The sequence below is a fragment of the Paenibacillus radicis (ex Xue et al. 2023) genome (assembly GCF_024722015.1).
Classification (GTDB): domain Bacteria; phylum Bacillota; class Bacilli; order Paenibacillales; family NBRC-103111; genus Paenibacillus_S.
The window spans coordinates 44,027-69,903 of sequence record NZ_JANQBD010000031.1 but is presented as its reverse complement, the minus strand read 5'-3'; the positions used below and the strand labels follow the sequence as shown (position 1 = coordinate 69,903).

General features: G+C 44.8%; 29 protein-coding genes. 24 read left to right on the top strand and 5 right to left on the bottom strand.

Annotated features, from left to right (window positions below):
* The first annotated feature begins 10 nt into the window (after window positions 1-10).
* The 14 genes from NV381_RS31545 to NV381_RS31480 are packed head-to-tail and all read left to right on the top strand — an operon-like array spanning window position 11 to window position 11,885.
* A complete protein-coding gene (locus NV381_RS31545) occupies window positions 11-271 on the top strand; it encodes a hypothetical protein (RefSeq protein ID WP_258217297.1) in 261 nt (86 codons plus the stop codon).
* Window positions 264-542 (top strand): hypothetical protein, encoded by a 279-nt coding sequence (locus NV381_RS31540; protein WP_258217296.1) that lies wholly within the window; start codon window positions 264-266, stop codon window positions 540-542. The genes NV381_RS31545 and NV381_RS31540 overlap by 8 nt, the downstream gene beginning before the upstream one ends.
* A gap of 15 nt (window positions 543-557) precedes the next feature.
* The gene (locus tag NV381_RS31535; RefSeq protein ID WP_258217295.1) at window positions 558-860 is read left to right on the top strand and encodes a phage head closure protein; all 303 of its coding nucleotides are present in this window, start codon (window positions 558-560) and stop codon (window positions 858-860) included.
* Window positions 860-1,303 carry an HK97-gp10 family putative phage morphogenesis protein gene (locus tag NV381_RS31530; RefSeq protein WP_258217294.1) on the top strand — a complete coding sequence of 148 codons (444 nt, stop codon included), beginning with the start codon at window positions 860-862 and terminating at the stop codon, window positions 1,301-1,303. The genes NV381_RS31535 and NV381_RS31530 overlap by 1 nt, the downstream gene beginning before the upstream one ends.
* A complete protein-coding gene (locus NV381_RS31525) occupies window positions 1,296-1,670 on the top strand; it encodes a DUF3168 domain-containing protein (RefSeq protein ID WP_258217293.1) in 375 nt (124 codons plus the stop codon). The genes NV381_RS31530 and NV381_RS31525 overlap by 8 nt, the downstream gene beginning before the upstream one ends.
* A 3-nt stretch (window positions 1,671-1,673) precedes the next feature.
* The gene (locus NV381_RS31520; protein WP_258217292.1) at window positions 1,674-2,561 is read left to right on the top strand and encodes an Ig-like domain-containing protein; all 888 of its coding nucleotides are present in this window, start codon (window positions 1,674-1,676) and stop codon (window positions 2,559-2,561) included.
* Window positions 2,562-2,612: 51 nt separating this feature from the next.
* Entirely contained in the window at window positions 2,613-2,942 is a 330-nt protein-coding gene (locus NV381_RS31515) for a hypothetical protein (RefSeq protein WP_258217291.1), read from the top strand.
* Between the two features lie 20 nt (window positions 2,943-2,962).
* On the top strand, window positions 2,963-3,253 hold the full coding sequence (locus NV381_RS31510) for a hypothetical protein (protein WP_258217290.1): 291 nt from the start codon (window positions 2,963-2,965) through the stop codon (window positions 3,251-3,253).
* 7 nt (window positions 3,254-3,260) lie between these two features.
* A complete protein-coding gene (locus NV381_RS31505; protein ID WP_258217289.1) occupies window positions 3,261-5,195 on the top strand; it encodes a phage tail tape measure protein in 1,935 nt (644 codons plus the stop codon).
* Complete coding sequence (locus tag NV381_RS31500) at window positions 5,192-5,752, top strand: phage tail family protein (protein WP_258217288.1); 561 nt, start codon at window positions 5,192-5,194, stop codon at window positions 5,750-5,752. Before NV381_RS31505 ends, NV381_RS31500 begins: the two co-directional genes overlap by 4 nt.
* A 3-nt stretch (window positions 5,753-5,755) precedes the next feature.
* Window positions 5,756-6,151, top strand: coding sequence for a phage tail fiber protein (locus NV381_RS31495; protein ID WP_258217287.1), 396 nt, complete (start codon window positions 5,756-5,758; stop codon window positions 6,149-6,151).
* A 15-nt stretch (window positions 6,152-6,166) separates the two neighbouring features.
* Window positions 6,167-9,340, top strand: coding sequence for a hypothetical protein (locus tag NV381_RS31490; RefSeq protein WP_258217286.1), 3,174 nt, complete (start codon window positions 6,167-6,169; stop codon window positions 9,338-9,340).
* 15 nt (window positions 9,341-9,355) lie between these two features.
* A complete protein-coding gene (locus tag NV381_RS31485) occupies window positions 9,356-9,874 on the top strand; it encodes a phage tail family protein (RefSeq protein ID WP_258217285.1) in 519 nt (172 codons plus the stop codon).
* A gap of 10 nt (window positions 9,875-9,884) precedes the next feature.
* A complete protein-coding gene (locus NV381_RS31480) occupies window positions 9,885-11,885 on the top strand; it encodes a phage tail spike protein (protein ID WP_258217284.1) in 2,001 nt (666 codons plus the stop codon).
* On the opposite strand, the gene NV381_RS31475 is transcribed toward NV381_RS31480, so the two are convergent.
* A complete protein-coding gene (locus tag NV381_RS31475; protein ID WP_258217283.1) occupies window positions 11,882-12,442 on the bottom strand; it encodes a copper amine oxidase N-terminal domain-containing protein in 561 nt (186 codons plus the stop codon). The genes NV381_RS31480 and NV381_RS31475 overlap by 4 nt on opposite strands.
* Window positions 12,443-12,562: 120 nt before the next feature.
* On the opposite strand from NV381_RS31475, the gene NV381_RS31470 reads away from it, so the two are divergent.
* The 3 genes from NV381_RS31470 (at window position 12,563) to NV381_RS31460 (ending at window position 14,876) form a co-directional block, all read left to right on the top strand.
* Window positions 12,563-13,018, top strand: a complete 456-nt coding sequence (locus tag NV381_RS31470) for a phage holin family protein (RefSeq protein ID WP_258217282.1) — start codon at window positions 12,563-12,565, stop codon at window positions 13,016-13,018.
* A complete protein-coding gene (locus NV381_RS31465) occupies window positions 13,018-13,635 on the top strand; it encodes a glycoside hydrolase family 73 protein (RefSeq protein ID WP_258217281.1) in 618 nt (205 codons plus the stop codon). The genes NV381_RS31470 and NV381_RS31465 overlap by 1 nt, the downstream gene beginning before the upstream one ends.
* 218 nt (window positions 13,636-13,853) lie before the next feature.
* A complete protein-coding gene (locus tag NV381_RS31460; RefSeq protein ID WP_258217280.1) occupies window positions 13,854-14,876 on the top strand; it encodes a fibronectin type III domain-containing protein in 1,023 nt (340 codons plus the stop codon).
* Window positions 14,877-14,922: 46 nt separating this feature from the next.
* Here the strand turns inward: NV381_RS31460 and NV381_RS31455 are convergent, their stop codons facing one another.
* Window positions 14,923-15,111: a hypothetical protein gene (locus NV381_RS31455; RefSeq protein ID WP_258217279.1), complete on the bottom strand. Its 189-nt coding sequence runs from the start codon at window positions 15,109-15,111 to the stop codon at window positions 14,923-14,925.
* A 242-nt stretch (window positions 15,112-15,353) separates the two neighbouring features.
* On the opposite strand from NV381_RS31455, the gene NV381_RS31450 reads away from it, so the two are divergent.
* Genes NV381_RS31450 through NV381_RS31440 form a run of 3 tightly spaced genes read left to right on the top strand, consistent with a single transcriptional unit; the run spans window position 15,354 to window position 16,328 of the window.
* The gene (locus NV381_RS31450; RefSeq protein WP_258217278.1) at window positions 15,354-15,725 is read left to right on the top strand and encodes a hypothetical protein; all 372 of its coding nucleotides are present in this window, start codon (window positions 15,354-15,356) and stop codon (window positions 15,723-15,725) included.
* A gap of 14 nt (window positions 15,726-15,739) precedes the next feature.
* Entirely contained in the window at window positions 15,740-16,087 is a 348-nt protein-coding gene (locus tag NV381_RS31445; RefSeq protein WP_258217277.1) for a YolD-like family protein, read from the top strand.
* Window positions 16,071-16,328 (top strand): hypothetical protein, encoded by a 258-nt coding sequence (locus tag NV381_RS31440; RefSeq protein WP_258217276.1) that lies wholly within the window; start codon window positions 16,071-16,073, stop codon window positions 16,326-16,328. Before NV381_RS31445 ends, NV381_RS31440 begins: the two co-directional genes overlap by 17 nt.
* Window positions 16,329-17,316: 988 nt before the next feature.
* Here NV381_RS31440 and NV381_RS31435 read toward each other — a convergent pair.
* Window positions 17,317-17,757: an AraC family ligand binding domain-containing protein gene (locus NV381_RS31435; protein WP_258217275.1), complete on the bottom strand. Its 441-nt coding sequence runs from the start codon at window positions 17,755-17,757 to the stop codon at window positions 17,317-17,319.
* Window positions 17,758-18,063: 306 nt separating this feature from the next.
* Window positions 18,064-19,401 carry a UDP-glucose dehydrogenase family protein gene (locus NV381_RS31430; protein WP_258217274.1) on the bottom strand — a complete coding sequence of 446 codons (1,338 nt, stop codon included), beginning with the start codon at window positions 19,399-19,401 and terminating at the stop codon, window positions 18,064-18,066.
* A 286-nt stretch (window positions 19,402-19,687) separates the two neighbouring features.
* On the opposite strand from NV381_RS31430, the gene NV381_RS31425 reads away from it, so the two are divergent.
* Genes NV381_RS31425 through NV381_RS31410 form a run of 4 tightly spaced genes read left to right on the top strand, consistent with a single transcriptional unit; the run spans window position 19,688 to window position 23,206 of the window.
* On the top strand, window positions 19,688-20,854 hold the full coding sequence (locus NV381_RS31425) for a glycosyltransferase family 4 protein (protein ID WP_258217273.1): 1,167 nt from the start codon (window positions 19,688-19,690) through the stop codon (window positions 20,852-20,854).
* A gap of 31 nt (window positions 20,855-20,885) precedes the next feature.
* Window positions 20,886-21,938 carry a CotS family spore coat protein gene (locus tag NV381_RS31420; RefSeq protein ID WP_258217272.1) on the top strand — a complete coding sequence of 351 codons (1,053 nt, stop codon included), beginning with the start codon at window positions 20,886-20,888 and terminating at the stop codon, window positions 21,936-21,938.
* Entirely contained in the window at window positions 21,925-22,986 is a 1,062-nt protein-coding gene (locus NV381_RS31415; RefSeq protein ID WP_258217271.1) for a CotS family spore coat protein, read from the top strand. The genes NV381_RS31420 and NV381_RS31415 overlap by 14 nt, the downstream gene beginning before the upstream one ends.
* A gap of 13 nt (window positions 22,987-22,999) precedes the next feature.
* On the top strand, window positions 23,000-23,206 hold the full coding sequence (locus tag NV381_RS31410; RefSeq protein ID WP_258217270.1) for an amphi-Trp domain-containing protein: 207 nt from the start codon (window positions 23,000-23,002) through the stop codon (window positions 23,204-23,206).
* A 111-nt stretch (window positions 23,207-23,317) separates the two neighbouring features.
* Here the strand turns inward: NV381_RS31410 and NV381_RS31405 are convergent, their stop codons facing one another.
* Window positions 23,318-25,858 carry an asparaginase domain-containing protein gene (locus NV381_RS31405; protein ID WP_258217269.1) on the bottom strand — a complete coding sequence of 847 codons (2,541 nt, stop codon included), beginning with the start codon at window positions 25,856-25,858 and terminating at the stop codon, window positions 23,318-23,320.
* Between the last annotated feature and the right edge of the window lie 19 nt (window positions 25,859-25,877).

Here is a 25,877-nt window from a genome sequence, read left to right as displayed (position 1 = left end):
GTGAAACAGAATGGCAAAAGTTCCAGCTAAACAAGCAGGGATCGTCCAAGTAGAGAACGAAACGGCGCTCCTTTGGAAAGCAACGCTTCCGTTGTCGGAAGAAGAGCATGAACATCTGTCTAACAAGTTACGTTTCGAACAAGTTCAAAGCGGTCTGAAAATAATTTTAGTTCCTTATTCCGTGGAGGCTACAGCGGACCCGCAAGCCCTCAGCGAAAAAACAGAACAAGTAGATCCTGTTAAGGATAATCAAGGTGTCGCTAATGACTGATACCGAACTGCTTACTGCTTGTAAGATAGGCTTAAACATACCGCTAACAAGTACTGCATTCGATGCCGTTCTTAGTCAAAAGCTATTTGCTGTTAAGGGCTACATGATAGGGGCGGGCGTTTCTAGTAGCAAGTTTGAAACCGATCTTTCCGTAGGTGTAATTGTGATGGGTGTAAGTGATTTGTGGAACACGCAAAATGGGGAGATCAAATTCTCCCCCGTTTTTCACACGTTACTCACACAATTAGCCGTTTCAAGCAAGCAGGAATAAGCGAGGCGATGTGATATGCGATTTGATAAACAAATTTATCTAATAAGCGTTACAACTGGCGTAAATGATGTAGGCGATCCCATAACCATACGAACACCACGGGAAACCTTTGCAGAAAAGAAATCGGTTCGACAGTCCGAATTTTATCAGGCCGCCGCCGCTGGATTGAAACCAGTACTGACATTTACCGTTTGGACGCTGGAATATGCGGGGGAGACTGAATTGGAATTTGAAGGAACTACTTACACGATTGCTCGAACCTTTGAAAAGAACGATAAAGAAATGGAGCTTGTATGCTCGGGACTGGTGGTTAGATAATGGCCGTACCCTCTGTAGTCAAAATAAAGAAAGACGGGGTTGAATTTACCTCTTCCGTGGACAGAGCCAAGTATTTGTTGGTTGAATTAGAACGGGCAGCGCTCAGAGACATTGGGAAACTAATCCGAAAGCGAGTCATGCAAGAGGCGAGAAAACAAAAGGGCCTTAAGCGAGCCAAGCGGATATCACGCTCCTATCAGTATTGGGTACGGAAGCGGGAGAATAATTTACAGGTCGGCATCAAGCATAATACGTGGTACGGTGTGGAGCAGGAGCTAGGGACGAGCAAGCAGCCGAAGCGAGCGCTACTAACCAATGCCGCACGTAATCATATCCAAGACATTCGGGCGATTGCTGGTGCCTATATCAAGCAGATTGAGGATGAGAACAGGGCCTTAAAATCCATTGACGAGAACAACGAGGGGGAAAACAAAGATGAGTAAGGTTACGGAGCTGCGTAAGGTTATACAGAGCCAGCTTAAAGTAATTCATCCACGTGTTTTCTATGAGATAACTCCAGATAACACCAAGTTTCCTTATATCGTGTTTGAGCTTCCCAACAGCGTTGATGACGGAACCATGGAAAATTTCGTGTTAGAGGTTGACGGTTGGGACGCTCCAACTGATGCGGACACAATGCCTCTTGAGCAGTTGATGAGCAATATCGATGAGGCATTGCATAAAAAGGTAGTCACAGGAGAAGGGCTAGCCTTCATCTTCTATCGCGAGAACCGCATGTCGCTACCGGATGACGATAAACGAATACGGCGTAGAAAGTATGTCTATCAAGTTAGAACGTTTGGAGGTTAAACGATGACAGTCTATTCGGGCTTTACGCAAGATACACCGGATCATTTACTGCTGGATGCGGGGGCATTTTATAAAAACTACGATATCGGCAGTGCTACAGGAACATTGCTAGGAGCTACACGCGGCGGCGGGCAGTTTACAGCCAAACCGACTATTCGACAAATCGAGGTAGACGGCGTAAAAGGGCGGGCAAAGGGACTTAATAACATTGACGCGTGGGAAGTATCCATCCTTGCGAACATGCTTGAAATAACCCCTTCTGTCTTGTCTGCTGCGCTGGCAACTGGATCGGTTGATACCGTGACCAATGCCAACTATGACATTGTAACCGCGTCAAACACGATTCAACTAAGCCATTATATTGACAACGTGACATGGATAGGAAGACTATCCGGCAGTAACAAGCCAGTTGTCATTCGAATCTTTAATGCCCTCAGTACAGAAGGGATTACGCTGAAAACGGAAGACAAAAATGAGGGGGTATTGCCGATTACCTTCATGGCTCATTATGATGCGGACAATTTGGATACGGTCCCCTTTGAAATATATTATCCGAAGCTCCCAGGCGACAACACACCACCAACGGTTACAACTAACCCGATTGACGCAGCAACCGGCTTTTCTGTATCCGGAAATTTCGTTTGGACGTTCAATGAACCGATTCGCTCGTCATCGTTGGACACTGCGAATTTTATGGTCATGAAGGCATCGGACGGAACGATAGTTCCGGGCACGTTAACGATCAATGCAGGGAAAACCGTAGTGACATTTGATCCAACAGCAAACTTAACGGCAGCAACCGCCTATATCGCGGTATGCACGACTGGAGTAAAGGACATGGCCGGAAATGCACTGGCCGCGAACAATATCACGAATTTCACAACAGCATAACGGGGCGGCGAAAGCCGTCTCTTATTTATTTTGAGCATAGGAGTGGAGAAAGTGGAGATACAAGTCAGGCCATTGAAAACGATGGATCTATTCCCAATGTCCCGGATACTGAAAAAAATGGACCTAAAAGATTCATTGAAACATATAGCGACTCTGAAAAGGGATGAGGCATCACAAAAGAAGCTAGGGTTTGAAATCTTGATGACTGCTTTAGAAAATATACACCTTGCAGAAGCTGAAGTTATTGCATTTCTTGCTGATCTAACGGGTATGAAGCCTGATAAATTGAAAGAGTTGGAGCTTTCGGAGTTCATGAAAGTTATCGATCAGTTTAAGGGACAAAAGAGCTTTGCAAGTTTTTTGCAGCAAGCAGCCAAATAGATGAGATCGAAGTCTATGACATGCTGCTTACTCGCTATTACAGTCCTCAATTTGTGCTTGATCTATCCTTGGATACAGGGATTGAAATGATTTCCAAGGCTGCTGTGGAGCACCGAAAGGAACGACTGTGGGATATGTGGATTGCAAGGTATGCCAAAATGAATCGAGATAATTTTATTTCATTTGATGATTTTATGAAACAAGCTACCGCTACGCCTGCTACAGCATCCACAAAGACAGCACAGGAAATATTGGACGATGCGGAATGGATTCAACATGCCCTTAGAGAGGCCCACTTGAAAGGCGGGTGATTGTAAAATGGAAATCTTCCGTCTATTCGGCTCTATCTTCATCAATGATGATGACGCTAATAAAAAGATGGACGGTATGGATCAGAAGGGGAAGGCAGCGTCCTCCCAACTTGGAAACGTAGGGAAAGCGGCTGGAGCGGCGGCACTATCACTGGCAGCTGTAGGTGCTGCCGCTCTTGCTGCGTTTGGTGTAGCTTCTGTTACGGCAGCTGACGATTTTAATAAGTCGATGAACAAGCTTCAAGCGCAAACTGGGGCCAGTAATGAAGAAATGGCAGCCTTTAAAGAGACGGCAAAGGAATTGTACAATGCTAACCTGGGCGAAAGCTTGGATGATGTTGCAAAGGCCATGGCCGAAGTGAAAAAGACCACCGGGACCACTGGAGAAGGCCTGAATGGATTAACGAAAAACGCCCTCATCCTCAGGGATACATTTGACTACGATGTTAAAGACTCTGTGAAAGCTGCTGATTCTTTGATGAAACAATTCGGAATCAGCGGCGATCAGGCGTTTACATTGATTGCACAAGGGGCGCAGAACGGAGCAGACCGAAGCGGGGAACTGCTGGACTCCCTGAATGAATACGCGCCACAGTTTAATGCGCTTGGCTTCAGTGCAGACCAGTTTACCAATGTCCTGATTGATGGAGCTAAAAACGGTGCTTTCCAAATCGACAAGGTTGGGGATGCTGTCAAGGAATTCAATATTCGGGCTAAGGATGGATCGAAAGGGACAACTGAAGCGTTTCAGGCGCTTGGATTGAATGCGGATAAAACCGGAAAACAATTCGCGGCAGGTGGCGAAACTGCACAAAAAGCATTTCAAACGGTCCTAACGGCCATGAAAAACTTGGACGACCCCATGGAACTGAACCGGATCGGCGTTCAACTCTTTGGAACGCAATTCGAAGATTTGGAAGCGAAGTCGGTTCTTGCTCTTGGCAATATCGGAACAACAGCCAATTCCACCGGGGATACATTGAAGAAAATTAATGATATCAAGTACAGTAGCTTTGGGGAAGCAATAACGGGAATTGGTCGGCAATTGGAAACGGGTATTTTGATTCCTGTCGGTGAAAAGGTGCTACCGATCCTCAATGAGTTTGCAAACTGGCTGTCTGGCAACATGCCGTTATTTCTGAAATGGTTTAAGGATACATTCGGTGGAGCCAGTGATGAGCTTTCAGGATTCGGGAAGATGTGGAAAGCACTAAAAGATGAGTATATCAAGTATGTGCTTGATTTTATCGTGCCCTTTATCCAAGAGAAGTTAGCGGCCATTTCTGCATACTGGGATGAGAATGGTGCAGACATACAGAATACGGTTGAAACCTTATTTAATCTCATCATGGACATTGTCAAATTAACGATGCCGTATGTCCAGGACATTATAACCGTTGCTTGGGATATTATTGGGACGACTATTTCTTCTATTGTGGATATTGTATCCGGTGTGATTAAAATCTTGGACGGCCTATTCCGTGGTGACTTTACGAAGGTATGGGAAGGCATGCAGCAGACGGTAAAAGGCATATGGGAGGGCATAGGCGGCATCGTGAAAGGCGGTGTGAATCTGATTATTGCCCAAATGAACAATTTAATTCGCGGGCTTAACCGGATAAAATTTGATTTTCCGGATTGGATTCCGGCGATTGGCGGGAAAGCTTTCAGTCTGGATATTCCGGCTATCCCTATGTTAGCCAAAGGGACGGACTACTTTGCCGGGGGCATGGCACTTGTCGGAGAAGAAGGACCGGAGTTGTTGAACCTTCCAAGAGGGGCGAAAGTTACTCCGAACGATCAAACCATGAATCTTTTACAGCAACAGCCATCTTATATACAAACGAGTGTTTATCTGGATGGATATAAAATAGCCGAAGCGATTTCCGAGCCATTACATGACATGACTAGGCAAAGGGGTCGAGGGGAGGGGCTTGTATGAGCTTAATTACTTTGGATGGCAGGACGTTGGACAGTTTCGGATTGATTGTCCAGCCCGGACACGAACACTCGATTCTTCCTTCGACTGTTGATCGAACCTTACCATTAGCAGGCCGTAACGGTGCATGGGATTTTGGCGCAGACATGGGAGCGCGTGTTTTCATGTTCCCTTTGGCTTGGGCAACCGAAACCAACCGGGAGAACCTTCAACAGAAAATAAGGTCCTTTGCTTCGTTCTTAACGGATGACAAGGGCAGGCCGAGGGAGATTGTACTCGTCTTTAGCTACGAGCCTTCGGTATTTTACAAGGTCCGTTATTCAGGCTCCTTGATGCCGAAGCGGGATTTTGCGATGGCGTTTTTCAACCTCCCACTGGTTGCATTTGATCCGCTTGCATCCGGTACAGAGCGTATCTTTGAAACAACGATAACTGATTCGCCATATTTCTTTGAAATTCAGTCTAATGGGAATGTATCAACCGAACCTGTTATCGTACTGACAAATACCGGATCAACCCTAAACGGCTTTAAAATAGTAAACGAATACGAGGTGATCTAAAGAATGGTCATATCCAACTTTCTCGCCACTGCACTGCTAAATCAGGTGTTTCGCAATACCGCATACACGAGGCCGACAACGGTTTACATAGCCTTGTACACGACTAATCCAACTGGGGCCGATACTGGAGCGGAAGTAAGCGGGGGCGCTTATGTTCGGCAAGTCGCAACATTTTCAGCACCGGCACTAGAGAGCAGCAAGGAAACGATCAAAATCAATGCCGAAATCGTGTTTCCAATTGCAACCGCCGATTGGGGTACGGTGACGCATATCGGAATTAGGGACGCTCTGACAGCAGGCAATTTGCTTTATTATGGCCCGATTACCAATCAGCGTACAATCTTGAGTGGCGACAGGCTGCGCATACAGGCTGATGCTATTGTGCTGACATTGAGTTAAAGGAGGTAAGTATACGTGACACAACAAACCATGTATCCGGCTGTACCTAACAGCCCACAGACGGAGCTCTCCGCAGCCATTACAAATGTCGTTACAACAGTACCCGTGGTAAACGCCGCGCTCCTGCCTGCTGCGCCAAATCTGGCAACCATTGGGACGGATGATACAGCCGAGACCATCCTTTATACGGGCAAGAGTGGTAACAGCCTTACAGGGGTTACAAGGGGGTTTCAGGGCTCTGCTAAAAGCTGGAGTACTGGAGCTAAAGTCGCAAGGTATTTTACAGCATATGACCATGATACATTCAAAGGCAATATCGAGGATGTTGCAAATCAGATTAAAAGCTCCCAACTACTGACGACTAACCTGATTTACGGCTTGCAAGCTGTAAATGCAGACCAGGCGGGGCCAGTTGATTTGGGAGCGCGTGGGCAGACTCGTGTTAACTTCTTTGAACGTTGGGGTAGAGGTGAATCTCTTAATAGTTGGCTGTTTGCTGGTGGTGTCCTTTCAGTTGACCCTACTGTTTTTTCCAATGGGACAACAAGTTTAAAAGCGCTTATACCAACGGGAACATCCAGTTCTACAGTATCTGTTAGGAGGTTAACCCCAACTGTAGACCCAACAAAACACTATTTGTTTTTAGCTGATATAAAAAATACAAGCTGGAGTTCGTATTACTTGTATGCTTATGGTAGTGCTATTTCGGGGTCATCGTATGGTAGTGCCAAAAATGGTTTTAGACGACATTATCTAAAACTTACTCCAGCCCAAATTGCTGTGACTACGCACCTATCGGTATACGGAAGTGCCTCAGGAGATAATTACCTTAATACGTCCAGTTGGTCACTCTACGAAATTTCTGCTTCTGATTATGCCAAAATTGACGTTGATCCTGAATTTACAGGGGATAAACTCGCAGCCAAGTACCCATACACTGAAGGCATAACTAATGTGAATGGATTGTATGTAACTAAATCAGGTAAGAACCTATTGCCGCCGTTTAACGAGTGGACGGTAAATGGCCCTTTTTCAATTTCTTCTCCGTATTCAACAACATTAATTGCTACAGCATCGAATCAACAAATAGATGTAAAAATTCCTGCGTTGGGTAGCACGTTGTATAACGCTTCTTGTGCAGTACCGAATGGCGCTGTGTTAGAGTTGTATGAAGCATCTTCACTCGGAGGAACATTCACATTTATAGGGAATATAGCGGGTGATGGGACGTTTAAATCTAGAATATTCACAACAGCAGCATCTACAACATTTATCCAATATAAGCTCATTGTATATACTTCTAGTGGCACATTTATATTCACCAATCCAACACTCAATCTAGGCTCCACAGCAGCACCGTTTGAACCCAAATCAGACCAATACATCTATGTGCCAAATCAGCAGCTTTCATCCAGTGTAGACGGATCAGTTTACGATACGATATATAAGATGGGGAACAAGTATTACAAAGAATCACGGTTTAAGCGAATGGACTTGGATGGTAGTTTGGCGTGGACGTTTGATTCAGATCCAATCGGATTTAAGCGAGTCAAGCTTGATTTGATTGGAGTATCCAGTAATAGTGACGATAGTCTACGCACCGTGAAATACGATGGGGCAATGATTAAGTTTGATAGCGGCTCGTTATTATCAGCGGACTTCAGATTTTATAACGCCGGTATATCGAAATATTTTATTACCATTGCCGACACAGAAAGCGGCTGGGGAGAAACGTACGCGCCATCTGCCGCAGAGATAAAAGCTTATTTTTATGGGTGGCGTATGTATCAGTGGGGCAATCCAACCAATGTTCCCTATAGTTCAGGTACCAAGGCGTGGGTAGATGATTTGGGAGGCGCTCCTGTTAATGGAGGTACGCAGACGTTGCCTACTTCGAAAGCTTTAAATTATAAGACGCCGTACAAACTACAATATCAGCTTACCTCATCGACTATCGAGGAGATAGCAGTAGAAGGGGACTTAGCGCTCCATGAAGGTGGGAATCAAATCGAGGTTGGCAGTGGTTTGATTGTAAGAGAGAAAGCGAATCCACTGCTTTATGCGAGTGGACTTAATCGTTATTACCTGAACGATACAGCACAAGCTTCTCTTGAAGCAACGAAATTCAAAAATAAGACAGAGCGAATCATAGCTATTTACAAGGACAATAACAACGATACGTCTAACTGGATCATAACTACAACTTCCGTTTACGGAAAACAAGGTGCGTATTGTCCGCAAGCTAACTTCGACACAAACGCCGACTACTACGTTACCTACATCGCCCTAGACCAGTACGGTATCACATGTAACCCAACAGACGTAAGCATCCAATACGGAGCAAATATGGCTACAGTGGTTAGCAATTTGGCACAGGATTTAGCGGACAACACAACAAGGGATAGTGTACAGGATTGGCTATTGTTGCAAGATGGGGCATATCTGGATAATCTGCGACTGGACATAGATGCACATAGAAACGCCAGCACTGCTCACGGATCTACTTCGGCAGCTACAGCGAGTACCATTATGCAAAGGGACGCAGCGGGACAGGCGAATGTAGGTACACCTACAGTTGCAACACACATTGCGCGTAAGCAAGAAACGGACGTTGCACTGAGTGCCGCGCAAGCTGCACAGACGACTGCCAACGCCGCTTTACCCGCGACTTCTTACACAGCAGCAGACATTCTCACTAAAATAAAAACAGTTGACGGCGAAGGCAGCGGCTTAGACGCTGATACATTAGGTGGGTTAAATAAAACTAGTTTCGTTCGTAGTGGCATTCGATCTTATGTTAAAGCACGGACAAGTGCTTCGCAAAGCTTACCTAACATCACAGCTACCCAACCAGCATTGAATACAGAGGACGCGGACACGCGGTCAGAGTTTGATACTTCGACCTACACCTTTACGGCGCAAGAAACAGGGATATATATCTTTAAATCGGTAGCTATCGTTAATCTACCCTCAGCAGGAACACTGAGAACAGATTTGTATGTAAACAACGTTAATACGGATACAGTCGCTGAGATAGATAGGGCAACTAGCGGAAACATAAATCAGCACGGATCAACATTCTTGTATCTTACTTCAGGAGACACGGTTAAAATGTATGTCACCATTCTAGGGGTAACTGGAACAGGGACTTTATTAGGTGCTAATCTTCGTATTGCTAGAGCGGAATAGGGAAGGAGGATTTGAGTGTTCAATCGTTCGGCCTTTAATCTTTCTCCATATAACAGACCAACGTCTTTTGATATCTTTATCAATGCAAAATTGGATGGAATAGGAGAACTGACAGCAAAAGCAAATGTTGAAGTTCTTGCACGATCTACGATGGACGGAGAAGGAACTTTCTCAGCTATCTACACTAGAGAGATGTTCTTTTCTGCTAACATGGATGGCTTCGGAGAGATAGCGGCCACGATCTTAAAGGAGACATTTACCGGAGCTATGTTGGATGGTCTAGGTACGTTTGAGGCAAACCCGCGGAAATACCATGTTGACGAGATTGAGTTCACGGGGCAGCTCGTTCCAGGGGATCAAATCATCATTGATTCTAAAAACCTCACCTTTACTAAGAATGGTTTAAACGCCCTTCATTTAATGGAAGGTGACTTTTTCAGCCTAAACCTGGGCGACAACCTGTTTAAGTATACCGACACGGAAAGCGGGCGATCCGTATTGATCCGCATTACACACCGCGATAAATTTGTATAGGAGGACAAACATGCCCAATGCACCGATAACTGTTTATGACAATCAAATGCGCCGTGTGGCGTACCTTGAAAATGCTTTTGCAATTGGATACGAGATGCCGCTCAATGGACTTTGGACGGCATCTTTTTCTTTACCCGGCAATGATCCTAAAAACAAAGAGTGTCAGCCGCTTTACTTCGTAGAGTTGTACGATGACAAGGAGCGCGTGGAACTATTCCGCATTATTCCGAATACGGCCAGACGCAGCAATGACGGACAAACGGTATCGTACAGCTGCGAACATGTACTGGCCACTTTATTAGATGATGTTATGTTCCAATATCACACGATTGGCAATTTAGGAGTTTACACAGCTTCTGTGTTGCAGTACATCCTATCGAAGCAGCTTGTTCAACGCTGGCAGCTAGGAACGGTTAGTTTCAATCACCAATTTGAGTACAATTGGGAAAACGAGAACTTGCTTGCTGCTGTTATAAGCGTCCCTAAGCCTTTCGCTGAGGAATTTCAATGGACGTATGATACAACAGTCTATCCATGGCGTTTAAACCTCGTACAACCCTCTGAGGACGTTGAAACATATATACGTTATGGCGTTAACATGCGGGGCATTGAAAAGACGGTAGATCCTACAAACATTTGCACAAGGATGTATGGATTGGGATATGGAGAGGGTGTAAACCAGCTCACATTCCAGGATATCAATGGCGGTCTGTCATACGTGGAAGATACCGCGGCACAGGCACAATACGGCATCGTTTCGCGTATTTTTGTTGATCGAAGATATCAATTTTCGGAGACGCTAAAATCGCGCTGTGAGGCTCTTTTGAATGAGTACAAGCGCCCACGCGTTTCTTACAAAGTTTCAGCCTCGGACATTCACAGGTTGACCGGACAGCGCATTTATAAGTTCAAAACGGGATCTATTGTTAGGGTGAAGGACGAAGAAATGGGAGAGGACTTTAAGGCCCGAGTGGTTAAAGTGAGTAAGAACGATTTACGCGGAGCTCCAGGGGACATTCAGCTGGAGATTGCCAATAAAACACTGGATATAGCAGGGACAATGTCCGACCTTGCCAACCGGCAGCGGATCGGGGAGGTTTATGCTCAGGGGGCCACTAACGTAGATTCGCACGATTTTGCTGATAACTGCGATCAGGCACATCCGGCTGTATTGAGGTTTTATATTCCGGAAGAAACGGCCCGAATTAATAAGGTGCGTCTGTCGTACAAATCGGAGGCATTTAGGGCCTATTCGAGAGCGATTGAGGGCGGCGGGGCTATTGCAACCAGTACGGCAGGCGGTGGGGGAATAGCGACCTCAACGGCAGCGGGTGGGGGGATAGCAACTTCTACGGCAGCGGGAGGCAGCTCCACACAAACCTCATCATCGGGTGGAGGGGTTAACACAAGTACAGATTCCGGAGGAGGTACGGTTAGTACTTCAACTGATGGGAATTGGGTACGAAATGCGAGTAGATCATTACCGGTTATTGCAGCTTCGGGAAATCACTCACATGATGTCCCGACGGCTGACGGAACGTATTTCACTACATTTGATGGTAACCATGAACATAACCTAATAGCAGTGCATTCCCATGATGTTAGTGTACCAAATCATCGGCACGATTTTAGTGTGCCGAATCATACGCATAATATTAATTTACCTGATCATCAACATAACGTATCATTACCGGACCATTCACATAATGTGTCATTGCCAAATCATGCACACGATTTTGAATTACCTAATCATTCTCATGGTATTGACTACGGCATTTTTGAAGGCCCAAGTCCAACTTTAGTGACGGTTGCAGTTGATGGTGTAACAATTCCGAATTTAGGAACGAGTGAGGATGAAATTGACCTTATTCCTTTTCTTGCAAAGGATGGGGCTGGTAAAATCCAACGTGGTTGGCGTGAAATAAAAATAACGCCCAATTCGCTCGGGCGCATCGTTGCCACTGTAAATACTCAATTGTTCGTACAGAGCAGAGGTGGAGGGGACTTCTAAGGAAGTATGCCATGAGATTTTAAATCTGTGTTTCTAATATAAATGCCGCCATCATCTAATAGATTGAGCGTAACTTTAGTATTCTCTGGGAATAAAAGATCGAGTTGAACTTCACCTCTGACATCTGACTTGGGCAAAATTAATTTTAGGTATACTTTATCTGCCTTTTTAAGAATAGTAACGTTTGAAGCATTAAATTCTAACTGATACCCATAATCATCACTCAATGAGGTTAGTGAGGTCCATTCAGCAGTATTTATTTTAGAAGCGGTAGTCATTTTATTCACAACCCTTTCTGGAGTGTTTTTTAAGTCTATCGTTCTTGTTGTGTCATCGTATTTCAAATCATATCCCAACAGTCCGGCCACTTCCCTAACAGGTAAATAAGATGTTCCATCAACAACGAGTGGAGCCGTTTTTAGTTCTTTTTCTTGGCCGTTTACCTTAAAAGCGAACTTTGCAAAAGTAGCTTGTACTGTCTCACTGGTAGCTGCAATTGCTGTAGCAGTTGATCCAAGCATCATCCCGATGGACAAGCCGATAATTAGCTTTTTCATTATCAAACCTCCTATGGGTTTTACTGGAATTATATCATATTACGACAAACATATGTACGGGTTTCGCTCCGAATCTATCGGTGCTATTTTTATGTCCAAAAGGGCAGAGAGGGGTGTCAAATGACAACAAAAGAAATTGGTACATTACTTGCAACATCGGCAATAGGGCAAAGCAAAGGGGAGGCAGTAATCGGTAGCGCTGCTGCCTTCATTGGATTCATTGCAACGGATTACCTGGGCGGATGGGATACAGCACTTAAGGTAATGGTTTACCTTATGATAGCTGATTACATAAGCGGCCTACTGGGAGCGATCAGGACAAGGACGGTAAACAGTGAGGTGATGTTTTGGGGCGGAATCCGTAAGGCGGTTGTCCTTGGCGTTATCGCTCTGGCTGTCCTATTGGATCAATTTATGGGGGCAGAGGCACCGATATTCCGAACACTGGCGCTTTACTTCTACGCTGGCCGCGAAGGGTTGTCAGTGGTGGAGAATCTTGGGCCTTTGGGCGTTCCGCTTCCGCCAGCTTTAACTAATTTCTTGAAGCAGCTGCAACAAAAGGGAGAGAGTAAATAATGACACGACAAGAGTTTATAGCCGTTATAGCGCCTATTGCCGTTCAGTTGCGCAGGGAGGGTTCTCCAATTCTCCCCTCAGTCCGGATTTCACAGGCGATGCTGGAAACAGGCTGCGTCTTGCACACTTGGAATAATCTTGTCGGTTACAAGGTAGGCAGCGGGCAACCAAATGGTTTCTGGAAGGGTGCAAGTGTAAGTACAAAGACGTGGGAAGTGTATGACGGGGTTCGCGTTGATGGCGTACAAGCTAACTGGAGGGCTTACGATTGTATAGAGGATTGTTTCAGGGACCAGGATATCTTATTCCAGTGGAGTCGTTATGAACGTGTACGAGACGCGCTAACGGCGCAGGAGCAAACGAATGCATTATACTTGTGCGGATATGCTACCGATCCGGTGTATGCACAAAAGCTGAACAGTTTCATTTCGAGTTTTGAGCTGAATCAATACGATAAGGAGGTGGATGAACCAATGCTTGACAAAGGGGTAGCAGAAACCATAATAAATACGTGGATTAGCCCAGCATGGATAGAGACGAAGGATCAGGAACATAAGGATTATTTGCACTGGTTGGCAAATGAGTTACGCAAGGCATCCAGACAGCAGGTAGAATAGGTAAGGAAAGTTATCCTTAGCAAATTCCCAAGCGCTTGGGAATATCAGCCCCTCATAGTTTCGGGATTGAGGGCTTTTCCTTTTGTTTACGAAAAAAGACTCAATTCATTACTTTAATTACATTATTTGGGTTAAAATGTTTAGACATTCCATGAAATATATTATAATCTGTTATTTGCAAAATAGATTATAATTTGGAAAATAAGGGAGAGATTTGTTTGAGAAGAATTTTTGTTTTATTACTAGTCTGTTTATTCATTATGGCGAATGGAGTAATATCTGTATCAGCGCAAAGCTACTCATTATCTCAAGGAGGTTGCTATTCTAATCTCGTAACTGCCACTAATAAATCATTGTCAATTGATAATGATTTAAATACATTCTCTACCCATGGAAGCTTATCATCTCAAGAAGCATGCTACAGTTTAATTCCTGCAAAAGCGACATTTACAGTAATAATTACAGCAGAATCAACCTCGATTGAAGGAAGTGTCCTGAATGTCTATAGTGTCATTAACCAAAGCACTGATGGATCAGACAAAGAAAGAATTGAATTTAACGTCTCTAATTCGAAGCAAACAATATATGCTACATTTTCTGAAAGTGGGATTAGTGGGGGAACAAAGGGAGTGAATTTTAGGGGTTCTACAGGAGTTATGCTTCTAGGAACTAATTTAAAAGTTTACGAAATTCAGGTTATAGATGGGGTGCCAGCTACACCAATTCCAACAAATTTAATAGCCACTGCTGGTAACTCCCAAGTCACCCTCACCTGGACTGCAATTACTGGATCAACGGGCTACAATATTAAACGTTCAACAACTCCAGGGGGACCGTATTCAACTATCGCATCTAACGTCACTGGAACAACATATACTGACGCAAATGTTACAAACGGAACTAAATACTACTACGTTGTCACAGCAGTTGGTACTGGAGGCGAAAGTGGAAATTCAAACGAAGCATCCGCTACACCGCAGGGAACAGTAACGCCTCCTACAGGCAATAAAGCCCTACTTGTTATCACCCTAGTAAGCGGGCTTGAGAAAGAGTACGACCTTCCTATGAGCGAAGTAAATAACTTCATTACCTGGTACAATGGTAGGGCTGCTGGTACTGGATCGGAAGTCTACACAATCAATAAATCATTCAACAAAGCTAATTTCCTAACTCGTAAGGATTACATTGCTTTTGATAAAATTGAGACGTTTGAAGTAAGTGAATATACGCCAGCTCCATAATAGTCAAAGCCCTCTTTCCGTAAGGATTGAGGGCTTTTTTGAAGTCTTATACTACTTCCCAGAACAAATTGATCTTATAAATATCCAACTGCACAAATCCAGTCTCACATGGCAGCGTGATTATGATAGATCCAAATTCTTTGACCCAGCATGAAAACTCACCTGTAATCATTTCTCCGCTAGACATTAGTAGTCCCACATGCGTTCCTTTAGCAATTATTTCAAAAATATTCACACCAACACGCTCCTTCTTAGAAAATACAAAGAGGCCGGAAGCACGATAAACAGAACCGTTATACGGTCTGCTTAGGTCGGTGCTTCCGGCCTCTACTGTTTTAATATATGCCCATTATAACACTGCGCGATTAATACTGCTATTCCAAATAACTAGGAAACATTTAATTATGATCACTTGCATGTTCGTGTTATGTTCGTATAAAATGAGAACATTAGTTCCTATTTTAGAGGTGTCCATTTATGAACAGAGCGACATTGCTTACTCCTGGAGAGCTCCTTTCTGTCAAAATGGGGGTTATATTGCCTGTCATGCTTGATGTGCTTCAAAGGGATATTGATAGGATGAATCAAGTTAATTTAAAGCTGAATAGCTTATATGCCCTTAGTCTCAGCAAGGCGCAAGGCACCGCCCACACAGAACTAATAGAGCTGAAGGCGGAACTGCAAAAACGCGGTATCAAAATTATAGAAGAAGTACGTACAGCAGAAGGCATACAGGCAAAATTCAAGTGCCGCGGATACGATCACAGTTTGCTATTACAGTGGGAGAAGGTAAGAACGGAGCTACTAGAAAAAGGAAGTCAGTACTGGGGAATTACATTATCAGAATGAGGGTGAAATTTGAAATGAGAAAAAAGCTTGAAGGAAATGGCCTATGGGAGAGCAACCGCATGATGCTGCCGGAGCATAAGGACCGAATCAACATCATTAACCGGCATAATGACAAAATGAAGAAACCCGAATTAACTGAGAAGGAGCAGCAAGAGCTATACGGGAGGCTAAGAGCTTCTATGTCTAATGTGATCCAGACTAGGATTAAACTTTTTAGGGAAAACGGTAATCTAGAGATAGCTGGAATTGTAACAAGCATAGATCCACGATACCAACTAATAAAGGTAGAACAAGGGCCTTCATGGGAAGTGTTTCAATTTGCTGATGTATTGCAGGTGGACTTAGATGCTACAGGATATTGAACGCAAAGTGCTTCGTATTATCCATAATTACCTTCGTGGCCGCTGGCGGCTACCTACCATCCATGAGCTAACCATTAAGACAGGACGTAACCGAGGTAAGATACTTGAGGTCCTAGAGGAACTGAATAGAGAACGATATATAATTTGGTCTCCGATCGACCCTGAAAAGATGGAACTGCTCGAAGCAGAGGAGAGAAAGCCAATAGTGAATAATGGATGGAAAGCATATGGATCAAACTAACGTTTATGGTCATTATAAAAGTTGAAAACCCCGATGGTTTATAAAATGTAGCCCTCTGTCTCTATGGATAGAGGGCCCTTTATATTTTGTTAATTAACACAATTTATCTTATAAAAATCGTTTTACACATATTTTACACAAGGTGTAGGTAAAATATTGATACATCAACGTTTTTTAGGAGATATATACGTCCTCCTGGGACGTAAGTCAAAAGCCACTAGTGGCTTTTTTGCGTTTCAGGAGGTTGATGAGAACGCCCGACGAGGGGGGGGCGTCGAAGCCCGTAGCCATCTTAGTTCGATGGATACGCGAAGTCTCGCCCGTAGGGCGAGTATCCCTCCTGGGACGTAAGTCAAAAGCCACTAGTGGCTTTTTTGCGTTTTAGGAGGCTGATGAGAACCCCTGACGAGGGGGGACGTCGAAACCCGTAGCCATCTTAGTTCCGATGGCTGCGCGAAGTCTCGCCCTACGGGAGAGCATCCCTCCTGGGACGTAAGTCAAAAACCACTAGTGGCTTTTTTTCGTTTCAGGAGGCTGATGAGAACCCCCGACGAGGGGGGACGTCGAAGCCTGTAGCCATCTTAGTTCCGATGGCTGCGCGAAGTCTCGCCCTACGGGAGAGCATCCCCCCCTGGGACGTTTTTTGACACCAGAGTTTTAGAAGGTAGAGGTACGGACTCGAACGTATCGAGGCAATGGATTTCGATGAGCACACGGGTCATCGATCCGGTACGGATAGCCAACCCTTTGAATCACGCTGACTGACGGAACATCAAGCCTCTATTGATTGAAAATCTATCCGATTTCATGAAGTCGCGGAACTACGATGCGTTATTCCGACTTTAATAGACAGAAATGCCATATTTTAAGCAAATAAGAGATCCTAGTTCCGTTTTAGTTGAATATTAACGTTAAAACGATGAAATAGCGTACCTCACTTCCTTAAGAGAGTGATTTGCAGCTAGGGGGATGAAGACACGCCACCGCATTAGCTTTGAAGGTACAAACGGCGGTTGCTATGCTCATACACTTGTTGGAGATAATGTAGAATTTGAATCAGAACCAGAGTGTTTTCTTCCATGTTGTAAGACGCGTTGGATCGTTGTCCGAACCTCGTGGCTACACCTGAGAAATAGTAATCCCACAGCAGGGCAGGCTCGAATAAAAACATGGAACGGATGTAAGGGTTCTCGGCATCAATGTTCATTTGTACCTGGTGCTGCTGATAGGGCTTGTAATACAAAAGAGTTCCCGGTTGGATAATGTACCTTTGTTGATTTAGTACAACATGGCCACATCCTTCATGAACATAAATAATTTCAAGTCCCGGATGGGAATGCCTCACTTCCCGGAAGCTTGCGGTACGGTCGAGTGTCAAGGAGATTTGTGCTGGAAAACGGGTTAAATTCAAATAATTATCGATTCGCATGACAATACCCCCAAAAATCAAGTCATTACGAAAATAAATCCTAATGCCGCTATAAGAGAATTGTAAGAAGGCCAAATATATGCAAACGGTTACAATCCAATAATAACCATTTAAAATTTCCAGACAAGGATTTTTTTATGTATTTTTGTTATTTTATTAGGTTTACACAAGAAAAAGAAATATAACTCCCTGCTTGTATTCCCTCCATGGCTCTAGGCCCCAGTCGGGGCCGCAGCCTAAGGCATAGGTGTTCATGTAACAGCGGTTTTCAAATGATACCGACAAGTGACTTTGTTAAGTTTCAGGCTAAGATAATCTCCCAAGACCGATTCCATCGTACTGAAAGCCAAGCTCCTGCAATGTTTTCTTATCCAGGAAATTTCGGGTATCCAAAATATAAGGATGCCTCATGGATAGGAAAATTTTCTGCCAATCGAGCTTTATGTAACACTCCCAGTGTGTTAACAAAACCAATCCGTCTACTCCTTGTGCAGCTTCTTCGCCACTATTGCAGTATGTTATCGGCAAATCTCCATTTAAAGCGCTAAACATAGGCATTCCCATGGGGTCATGAACGTGGATGGCCGCGCCTAATTCAATCAGTTTCCTAATAATAACCGTTGCTTGAGTGGCTCGGGCATCATCTGTATCCGGTTTAAAGGTTAAGCCCAGGATAGCGATGGTTTTTCCGCGAAGGTCTCCTAGTTGACGCACGATTTTGTCCACACAATACAAATGCATGTTCAGGTTGGCGGTGATCGCGGCGCTTACTATGGAAAGCTCGGAGCCATATTTAAAGCTCGTTGCGAGCAGCTCGGCGGTATCTTTGGGGAAGCAGCTTCCGCTCCATCCGCTGGATACTTGCAGAAATTTACTTCCGATACGGGAATCCAAGCCCATTCCTTTAGCGACATCGGGTACATGCGCATTCAAGGCCTCGCACAGCTTCGCAACCTCGTTGATATAACTGATTTTTACTGCTAAAAAAGCATTGGACGCGTACTTTATCAGCTCTGCGCTTTTTGCATCTGTCTCGAAATAAACGACCTGGTCAGCTGAATTTAGCTGGATGAGAGGCTCATACAATAATCGCATCTGCTTTCGCGCTCTTTCGTTACTGGTTCCAATGACAATCCGATCGGGTGCCATTACATCCTCCAGCGCAAATCCTTCCCTCAAAAATTCCGGGTTACTGACTACGGCAAAATCCTGTTCAGCTTGCAAACCGGATTCTTCCTCCAATATCGAGGTCACCAAATCTGCAGTACCAACAGGAACGGTGGATTTATTAACTATTACCGTAAATTTGCCCGGGTTTAAGGCCATGCCAATTTGTTTAGCTGCCATCTTAACATAGGTTAAATCTGCTGTTCCATCCACTAGGGAAGGAGTGCCTACACATATGAATACGATGTCAGCTTCTTTGATGGGTTCATAGGTTGAGACGGCAAATAAAGTACGACCTGAAACTTGCTGTATCAATGGCTCCAATCCAGGCTCGTAAAGGGAGCTTTTCCCCGCATTGATCATCTCCACCTTATTTGAATCAACGTCAATAACTACCGTATGGTAGCCCAACGCAGCGAAAGCAACCGAAGTGACACTACCTACATATCCACAGCCAATGCATACCACATTCTTCATCCTCATGTTCCTTTCCAGATGTCTTTATTAGGAAGGTAAAACTATCAAATTTTACCTTGTGATAATAAGTTATGAAGATAGATTCAAATGGTATAGACAAGTAGATTAGTAGATTCGCCGTTCCTTAACAAATAATTAATCATATTTTATTAGCAAGGGTAAGCGTTGTCGGCTTTCCTTATAACTCTATTATATTAAGGGGGGATTATCTGAAGCGTTAAGATTTTTTTAAATAATAGGAAGGAGTACTTTTTAACATCTCTGCAACAAGATCGGAGTGGGGGTAATGAAAATAGCGTTCATATGTACGGAAATGATGCCCGTTCCTCCTATTCGGGGAGGGGCCATTCAAATTTTAATTGATGGGGTTGCACCCCATATAAGCAATAAGCATAATTTGACCATCTACTGTATAGCGGACCTTGAGCTTCCTGATCAAGAGGTGGTAAAGGGTGTAGAGTACATTCGGGTGCCAAGCGAGGATTATGTGTTTAATGTTGCGAAGGAATTAGCCAAGAAACATGCCGAGAAGAATATGTATGATGTCATTCACGTATTCAACCGTCCGCGTGATCTTCTTGTATATAAGGCAGCTATGCCGAACAGTCGATTTGTGGTCAGTCTTCATAATGAAATGTTCAGGGAAGGTAAAATCTCGAGTGAAATGGGACTTCTAGCCATCAAAGCGGTCGATAAAATCATGACAATCAGCAATTATATCGGACAAACTGTCATAGCCAGATTTCCTTCAGCCAAATCAAAGGTCAAGACTGTGTATTCGGGGATCAATTTGAAAAAGTACAAGCCGGTCTGGGATGAAGATGGCCAAATAGTGAGAAAGGAACTCAGGAAGAAGTATGGAGTTGAGAATAAAGAAGTGGTCTTGTTCGTTGGGCGCTTAAGCGCAGTAAAAGGACCGGACATTTTGATCAAAGCTATGATGAAGGTGATTCAAGAGCATAAGGATGCGGTGTTGGTCATTGTAGGCAGTAAATGGTTTCACGACGAACGAATAGATGATTACGGGCGAAGCATTCGTCAGCTCGCGGAATCGCTTGGAAAGGAACGTGTAATCTTTACAGGGTTCATACCTCCGAGTGAGATTCCATCCCACTTTTTGATCGGGGATATTTTCGTATGCAGCTCGCAGTGGCAGGAGCCTCTGGCTAGAGTGCACTACGAAGCTATGGGTGCAGGAATTCCTGTCATAACTACCAATCGTGGTGGGAATGCCGAAATAATAGAGCATTGCAAGAATGGAATTTTAATCGAGGATTATACGAACCCGCTTGCTTTTGCAAATGCGATATCATGGCTGCTATCCAATCCGGCGGAGGCTTTATCCATAGCTCTGCAGGGTAGATTATTCGTCGAAAGCAACTTTGGATTCGAGCATGCAGCCAGAAGACTGGAGAATCTGTATCTCAGGGCGATGCTTAGAAATAAAGCTTAACTTAGTTGAACAAAGGAGGCGGGGTTTAAGGATGGATACTACTTTTTCGGAGGTTGTAACTAAAGTGATCGCCTACTACCCATTGAAGGCAGGGGAAATTTACCTGTTGTCTTATAAAGGGAAAAAGGCGGTATGGTCTATTCAAACGGACCTGGGTGAAGTGATTATGAAGAAGGTGCCCTTTGATGAGGGTCATATTAAGTTCATGATTCATGCCATTGATTATTTAAGGGATAAAGGAATTCATACGCCCAAGGTATACAAGACAAGCTCAGGAGAAGGCTTTGTGAAGGTGGATGAAGAGTATTTCGTTATTTTTGAAGCTGTCTATGGAAGATCTCCAGAATATGAGCATGAAGAGGAGTTGAAGATGATTTTGCAAGGAATGGCATCCTTCCATAAGGCATCTCAGGGGATTGAATCGCCAATCGGCACATTCCCTTCATTTCTTTTGACAGAGTGGAAATCGGACTTGCAGAGAAGATGTGAACGTTTAATAGAGTGGAAGAATCGGAGACTCGCTGCAACGGATAAAAATAAATTTGATGGGTTATTTTTGCAATATGTCGATTTCTTCTTGAAGCAAGGGGAAGCTTCGCTAGCCATGCTTGATCATTCCTGTTTTGATAAGTGGGTGGAGGAAACCAAGGTGAACAAAAGCTTGTGCCACCAAGACTATGCGGCAGGCAACTTGGCGATTGGTGATGACGGTCATTTGTATGTTTTTGACATGGATTCTTTGACGGTTGACCTTCCTGTGCGGGATTTGCGAAAAATAATAAACAAAGTGATGAAGAAGCTTGATGAGTGGGATCAGGAGCTGTTGCTGACTATGCTGCAGGCTTATCAGACGGTTAATCCTTTGACGAAGGAACAACTTCATATTCTTGTGGCGGACATTCAGTTTCCTCATTTATTTTACGGTCAGGTGTCCAAGTATTATGACAAAAGGGAAGAGAAATGGACGGTTGCCAAGCATATTGAACGTTTGGAGGATATGATAGCTACGGATATAAGCAAGGGTGAGGTTCTGGAGGATTTGCTTGTTCGTCTGGATGAGGTGGTTAACTATGGACATGAATAATGAAGAGCTTTTATTAGGCCGGCAGCTAATGGCAGAACATTATCCACATGTGGATATCGCTGAAATCGAGGTTATCCAAGGTGGTGGAATAAAAACCGTTTGGAAGCTTCGGACCTCCTTGGGCACAGTATGCTTGAAGCGGATCCGCAAATCAATTCCGATTGTTAATTTCACTACGGCAGCGCAAGCTTATCTTTATGAGAAAGGAGCTCTTGTGTGCGGCATTATTCCGACGGAAGCTGGGGGATTGTATTTTGTCCATGAGGGATATGCTCTTGTTCTTTATAGTTGGATTGAAGGCAGCGATCTTGAGATGGATAAAAATCCGGAGCATCTGTATGCGGGTCTTAAGGGCTTGGCGCAATTTCATCAAGATTCGGTGGGTTTTGTTCCTCCTGATGATTGTGAGACTTATAACCGCATGGGGGTTTGGCTGGAGCATTATGAGAAAATGCTGGGGGAATTGAAGCAATGGAAGAGTAAGGCTGAAGTGGAAGTTAAGTTGGAAACGGAAGTGGAGACAGGAGTAGCAATGGATAATTCGCAGTTTTATAAGCTGTATTTGAGCACGGTGGATGAAATGATCTATCGGGCTGAGGAAGCCATTCGTTTGCTCGATTGCTCCTGCTATACGGAATGGGTAAGCTCTATCGGGGAATACGGATATTTGTGCCATCAGGATTATGGGAAAGGCAACGCTCTACAAACGGACACAGGAGTGTATGTGCTCGATCTGGATAACTTGACCTATGATATTCCGATACGGGATGTGCGCAAGCTGGTGACCAAACGTATTGAACAGCTGGGCAATTGGGATCTGGAGGAAATAGAGCGTATGATCCGCTGTTATGAATCTATCCTGCCTCTTACTCAGGGGCAAAAGGAAATTCTTTATATCGATTTATTATTCCCGCATAAGTATTATGGTTATGTTAAAAATCCTTTCAAGAAAGGCGAACCTGGCGAATTGAAAAAGCTGATGAAAAACTATCAGTTTGACCTGGAAGCTTTGCCTGCCCTTCGGTTAGTGCTGAACATTAATGGATGAAGAGGTGATTGGAATGAAGCTGGAGGAAGAATTCGTAGGCGGGACTGCCCAATTCGCGGCGTTGCTAAGGAAAATAGCTGATCAGCTGGAAGCGGATAACTTAAGTGTTCGGGGAAAAAAGGTGACGCTGCCTGATATAGACATGGAGCATAAGATCAGTCATAAAAATGATCTCGGAGCAAACAGATTCACTATAACGATTGAATGGCTGGATGGTTAATTAAAATGCTGCTTGCTTATAAGCGGTAAAATACTAAAACAACGTGTTCCCGGCCTGTAGGAGGGGGACACGTTGTTTAGGTTTCGGTGGAGCTGAACTATTCGGATGATTTTATTTTTTTGTTTGTGTCATCTTAAGTAGAATAGTTACAGCTTCCGCTCGGGTAGCTGTTTCGGTAGGTTCGAACCTGTTGCCGTCTCGACCTTCGATTACGCCTAGCTTGCGAATGGCCTCTATGGAGCCTTTAGCCCATTTCGGAATCATGCTGTCATCCGTGAATCCGGTTGTAGCATCGGCCTGTGGTGCCAATTTTAGAGCTGCTGCGATCATGGATACTAGCTCAGCGCGATTTATCTGCGTATTAGGCCGGAATGTGCCGTCCTCGTAGCCCTTGATAATTCCTGCTTCAACTGATTGAGCTACCGCTTTCTGAGCCCATGCTCCGATCGTATCCTTATCCGTTAATTCAAGTGCGCGTCCTTCACCCTGAGGCTTGAGAACATTCATCAGCATCAGCGTGAACTCTGCACGGGTAACTGAATGATCGGGTTTGAAGGATCCGTCCGGATACCCGCTGACTATGTTTTGAGAGGAGGCCCATTTAATAGCTGCTTCCGCCCAATGTCCGGTTGTATCCGAGAAGGATGGCTTCCCTTCGGTTGTTTCCGCTGCTTTGTTCTCTACAGCAAATACGGCAAACTTGGTGAAATGATCGACATCAACCTTTATTTGATTGTCCTGGACAGTGCCTCCGATTTCAATCCAAGTTTTCTTCTCCTCATCGTAGTAGAATACGGAAGGATGTTGATTGGCTTCGACTTTTGCCGGATCGAAAAGGAATGAGATGGTAACCGGCTTATCAAAGTTTTCACTAAAGTTTTTCAAAATCTCAAATATCGGACTGATCAGCTTGCTTCCCTCTGAGATCAGGTTGCTTTGATTGGTCAGTTCTTCCACCGTTACCCGCAGCTCTTGCCCTGATGCACCTGCCGGTATCGTAATCCAGATAGCGTTGTTCAAGCTTACGGTGCCTGTTCCGCTTGGTGCGATAGTCAGTTCGCTTTTGGAGGAAGTGGAAGCTGCGCCGCCGCCTGATGATCCAGGTCGGGAAGGCCGGCTGGCTGGTAATGTCTGAACGGTCTTGCTCAGTCCAACGCTCTGATTGCCTGCAGCATCCTCGGCTTTGACAGTGAATGTGTAGGTTGTGCCTGCAGTAAGACCGCTTAGGTTGTAATAATATACACTTCCTGTAACGGAGGAATACGTGCTTCCGCTAACTGTCGAGTAAACTCCATTAGTAACCGTGGGATAGACGCTTCCGACAACTGTGTTGCTTCCGGTGTCATAAATACGGTACTGTGTCACGCCGATATTGTCTACTGCAGAAGGCCAAGTCAGGGTGAGAGCTGTCTGCCCTACGTTCAAGGCTTCCAAACTCCCGCCTGCAGGCCATTCCGGTGCTTTGTTATCCGGCACCTGAGAGGCGAGCTTTATTTCCTGGGTACCCACGGTTTCAAACCATTGCTTGATAGTGTTGTAGTCATTGGAGAATGCCAGGGATAGAAGGAGCATAATTCTTGCATGCTGTGCGTTCAGGCTGTCGCCGGCGATGATGCCATTGCTGCTGCCGTACATGGTGCCTGAGCCTGTTCTTGTTGTTGTTACGAAAATAACGCCCTGCTTGATTGCGTTGCTGCGAGCTGTGCTCATCTTCGAGGATATGCCGCCGGCGCCTGTTCCGGCCGTTACGATCCCCTTGACGCCCTCGTTGGCAAATCCGGTGATGGCGCCTCCGGCAGCGTCTTGATAAGCGTAGACGATTTCTACTGCAGGAAGCTTATCCTTGGTGATGGTCTTCAGGTTAAAAGGTGTTGCCCAATCCGGCTTGCCCGCTTTGAGGCGTTTGGCTGGGACACGATAGATGCGAATATTCGTTTCGTCTATGTAACCAAGAGCGCCAACCATAGGCGTTTGAAAAGTATCCATACGGTGAGAGTTGGATTTGGTTACTTCTCTGGCTGCGTGAATGACGTCGTTCAGCATAAGAACGGTGCCGAAGGATTTCGTTTTACCGCTTCCTGCCAGCTTGATGGCGTTATACAGATTGGCTGGGGCATCGGTACCGATAACATCCCAAGGTCTCATCGCGCCTGTAACAACGACAGGCTTTTCGCTTCTCACGGTAAGGTTCAGAAAATAAGCGATTTCCTCCATTGTATCCGTACCGGATGTCACAACGGCTCCGTCGTATTGCTCGAGAGCAGCGTCAACCGCCAGGGAAAGGTCGTACAGATCGCTCATGGAATAGCTTCCGGATCCTTTATTGCCGAATTGATAGGTAGCTACATCCGCAATTTTATCCTTGTTAGGCAATTGGCTGACAAGATCGGCAATGGGATAAGTGCCTGCGCGATAATTTTGAAAGCTGGTCTGATCGGCTGCTTTACCGGCCAAAGTGCCCCCGGTTCCAATGACGATAACATTCGGCAGTGGCGACTGCTTGAAGCTGTCCGTCAGTGGCGGGATTGGAATGGCTTCAGCTGCACGAGCGCTGGTTGGATGGGCGAGCATGGTGGATAAAGCGATCAGGAGAGACAAGAAAAGGAGCGAGATGAAGCTCCTTTTTGAAGTTGCGTAATCAAGATGATTCATTGAACCTTACCTCCCGCTC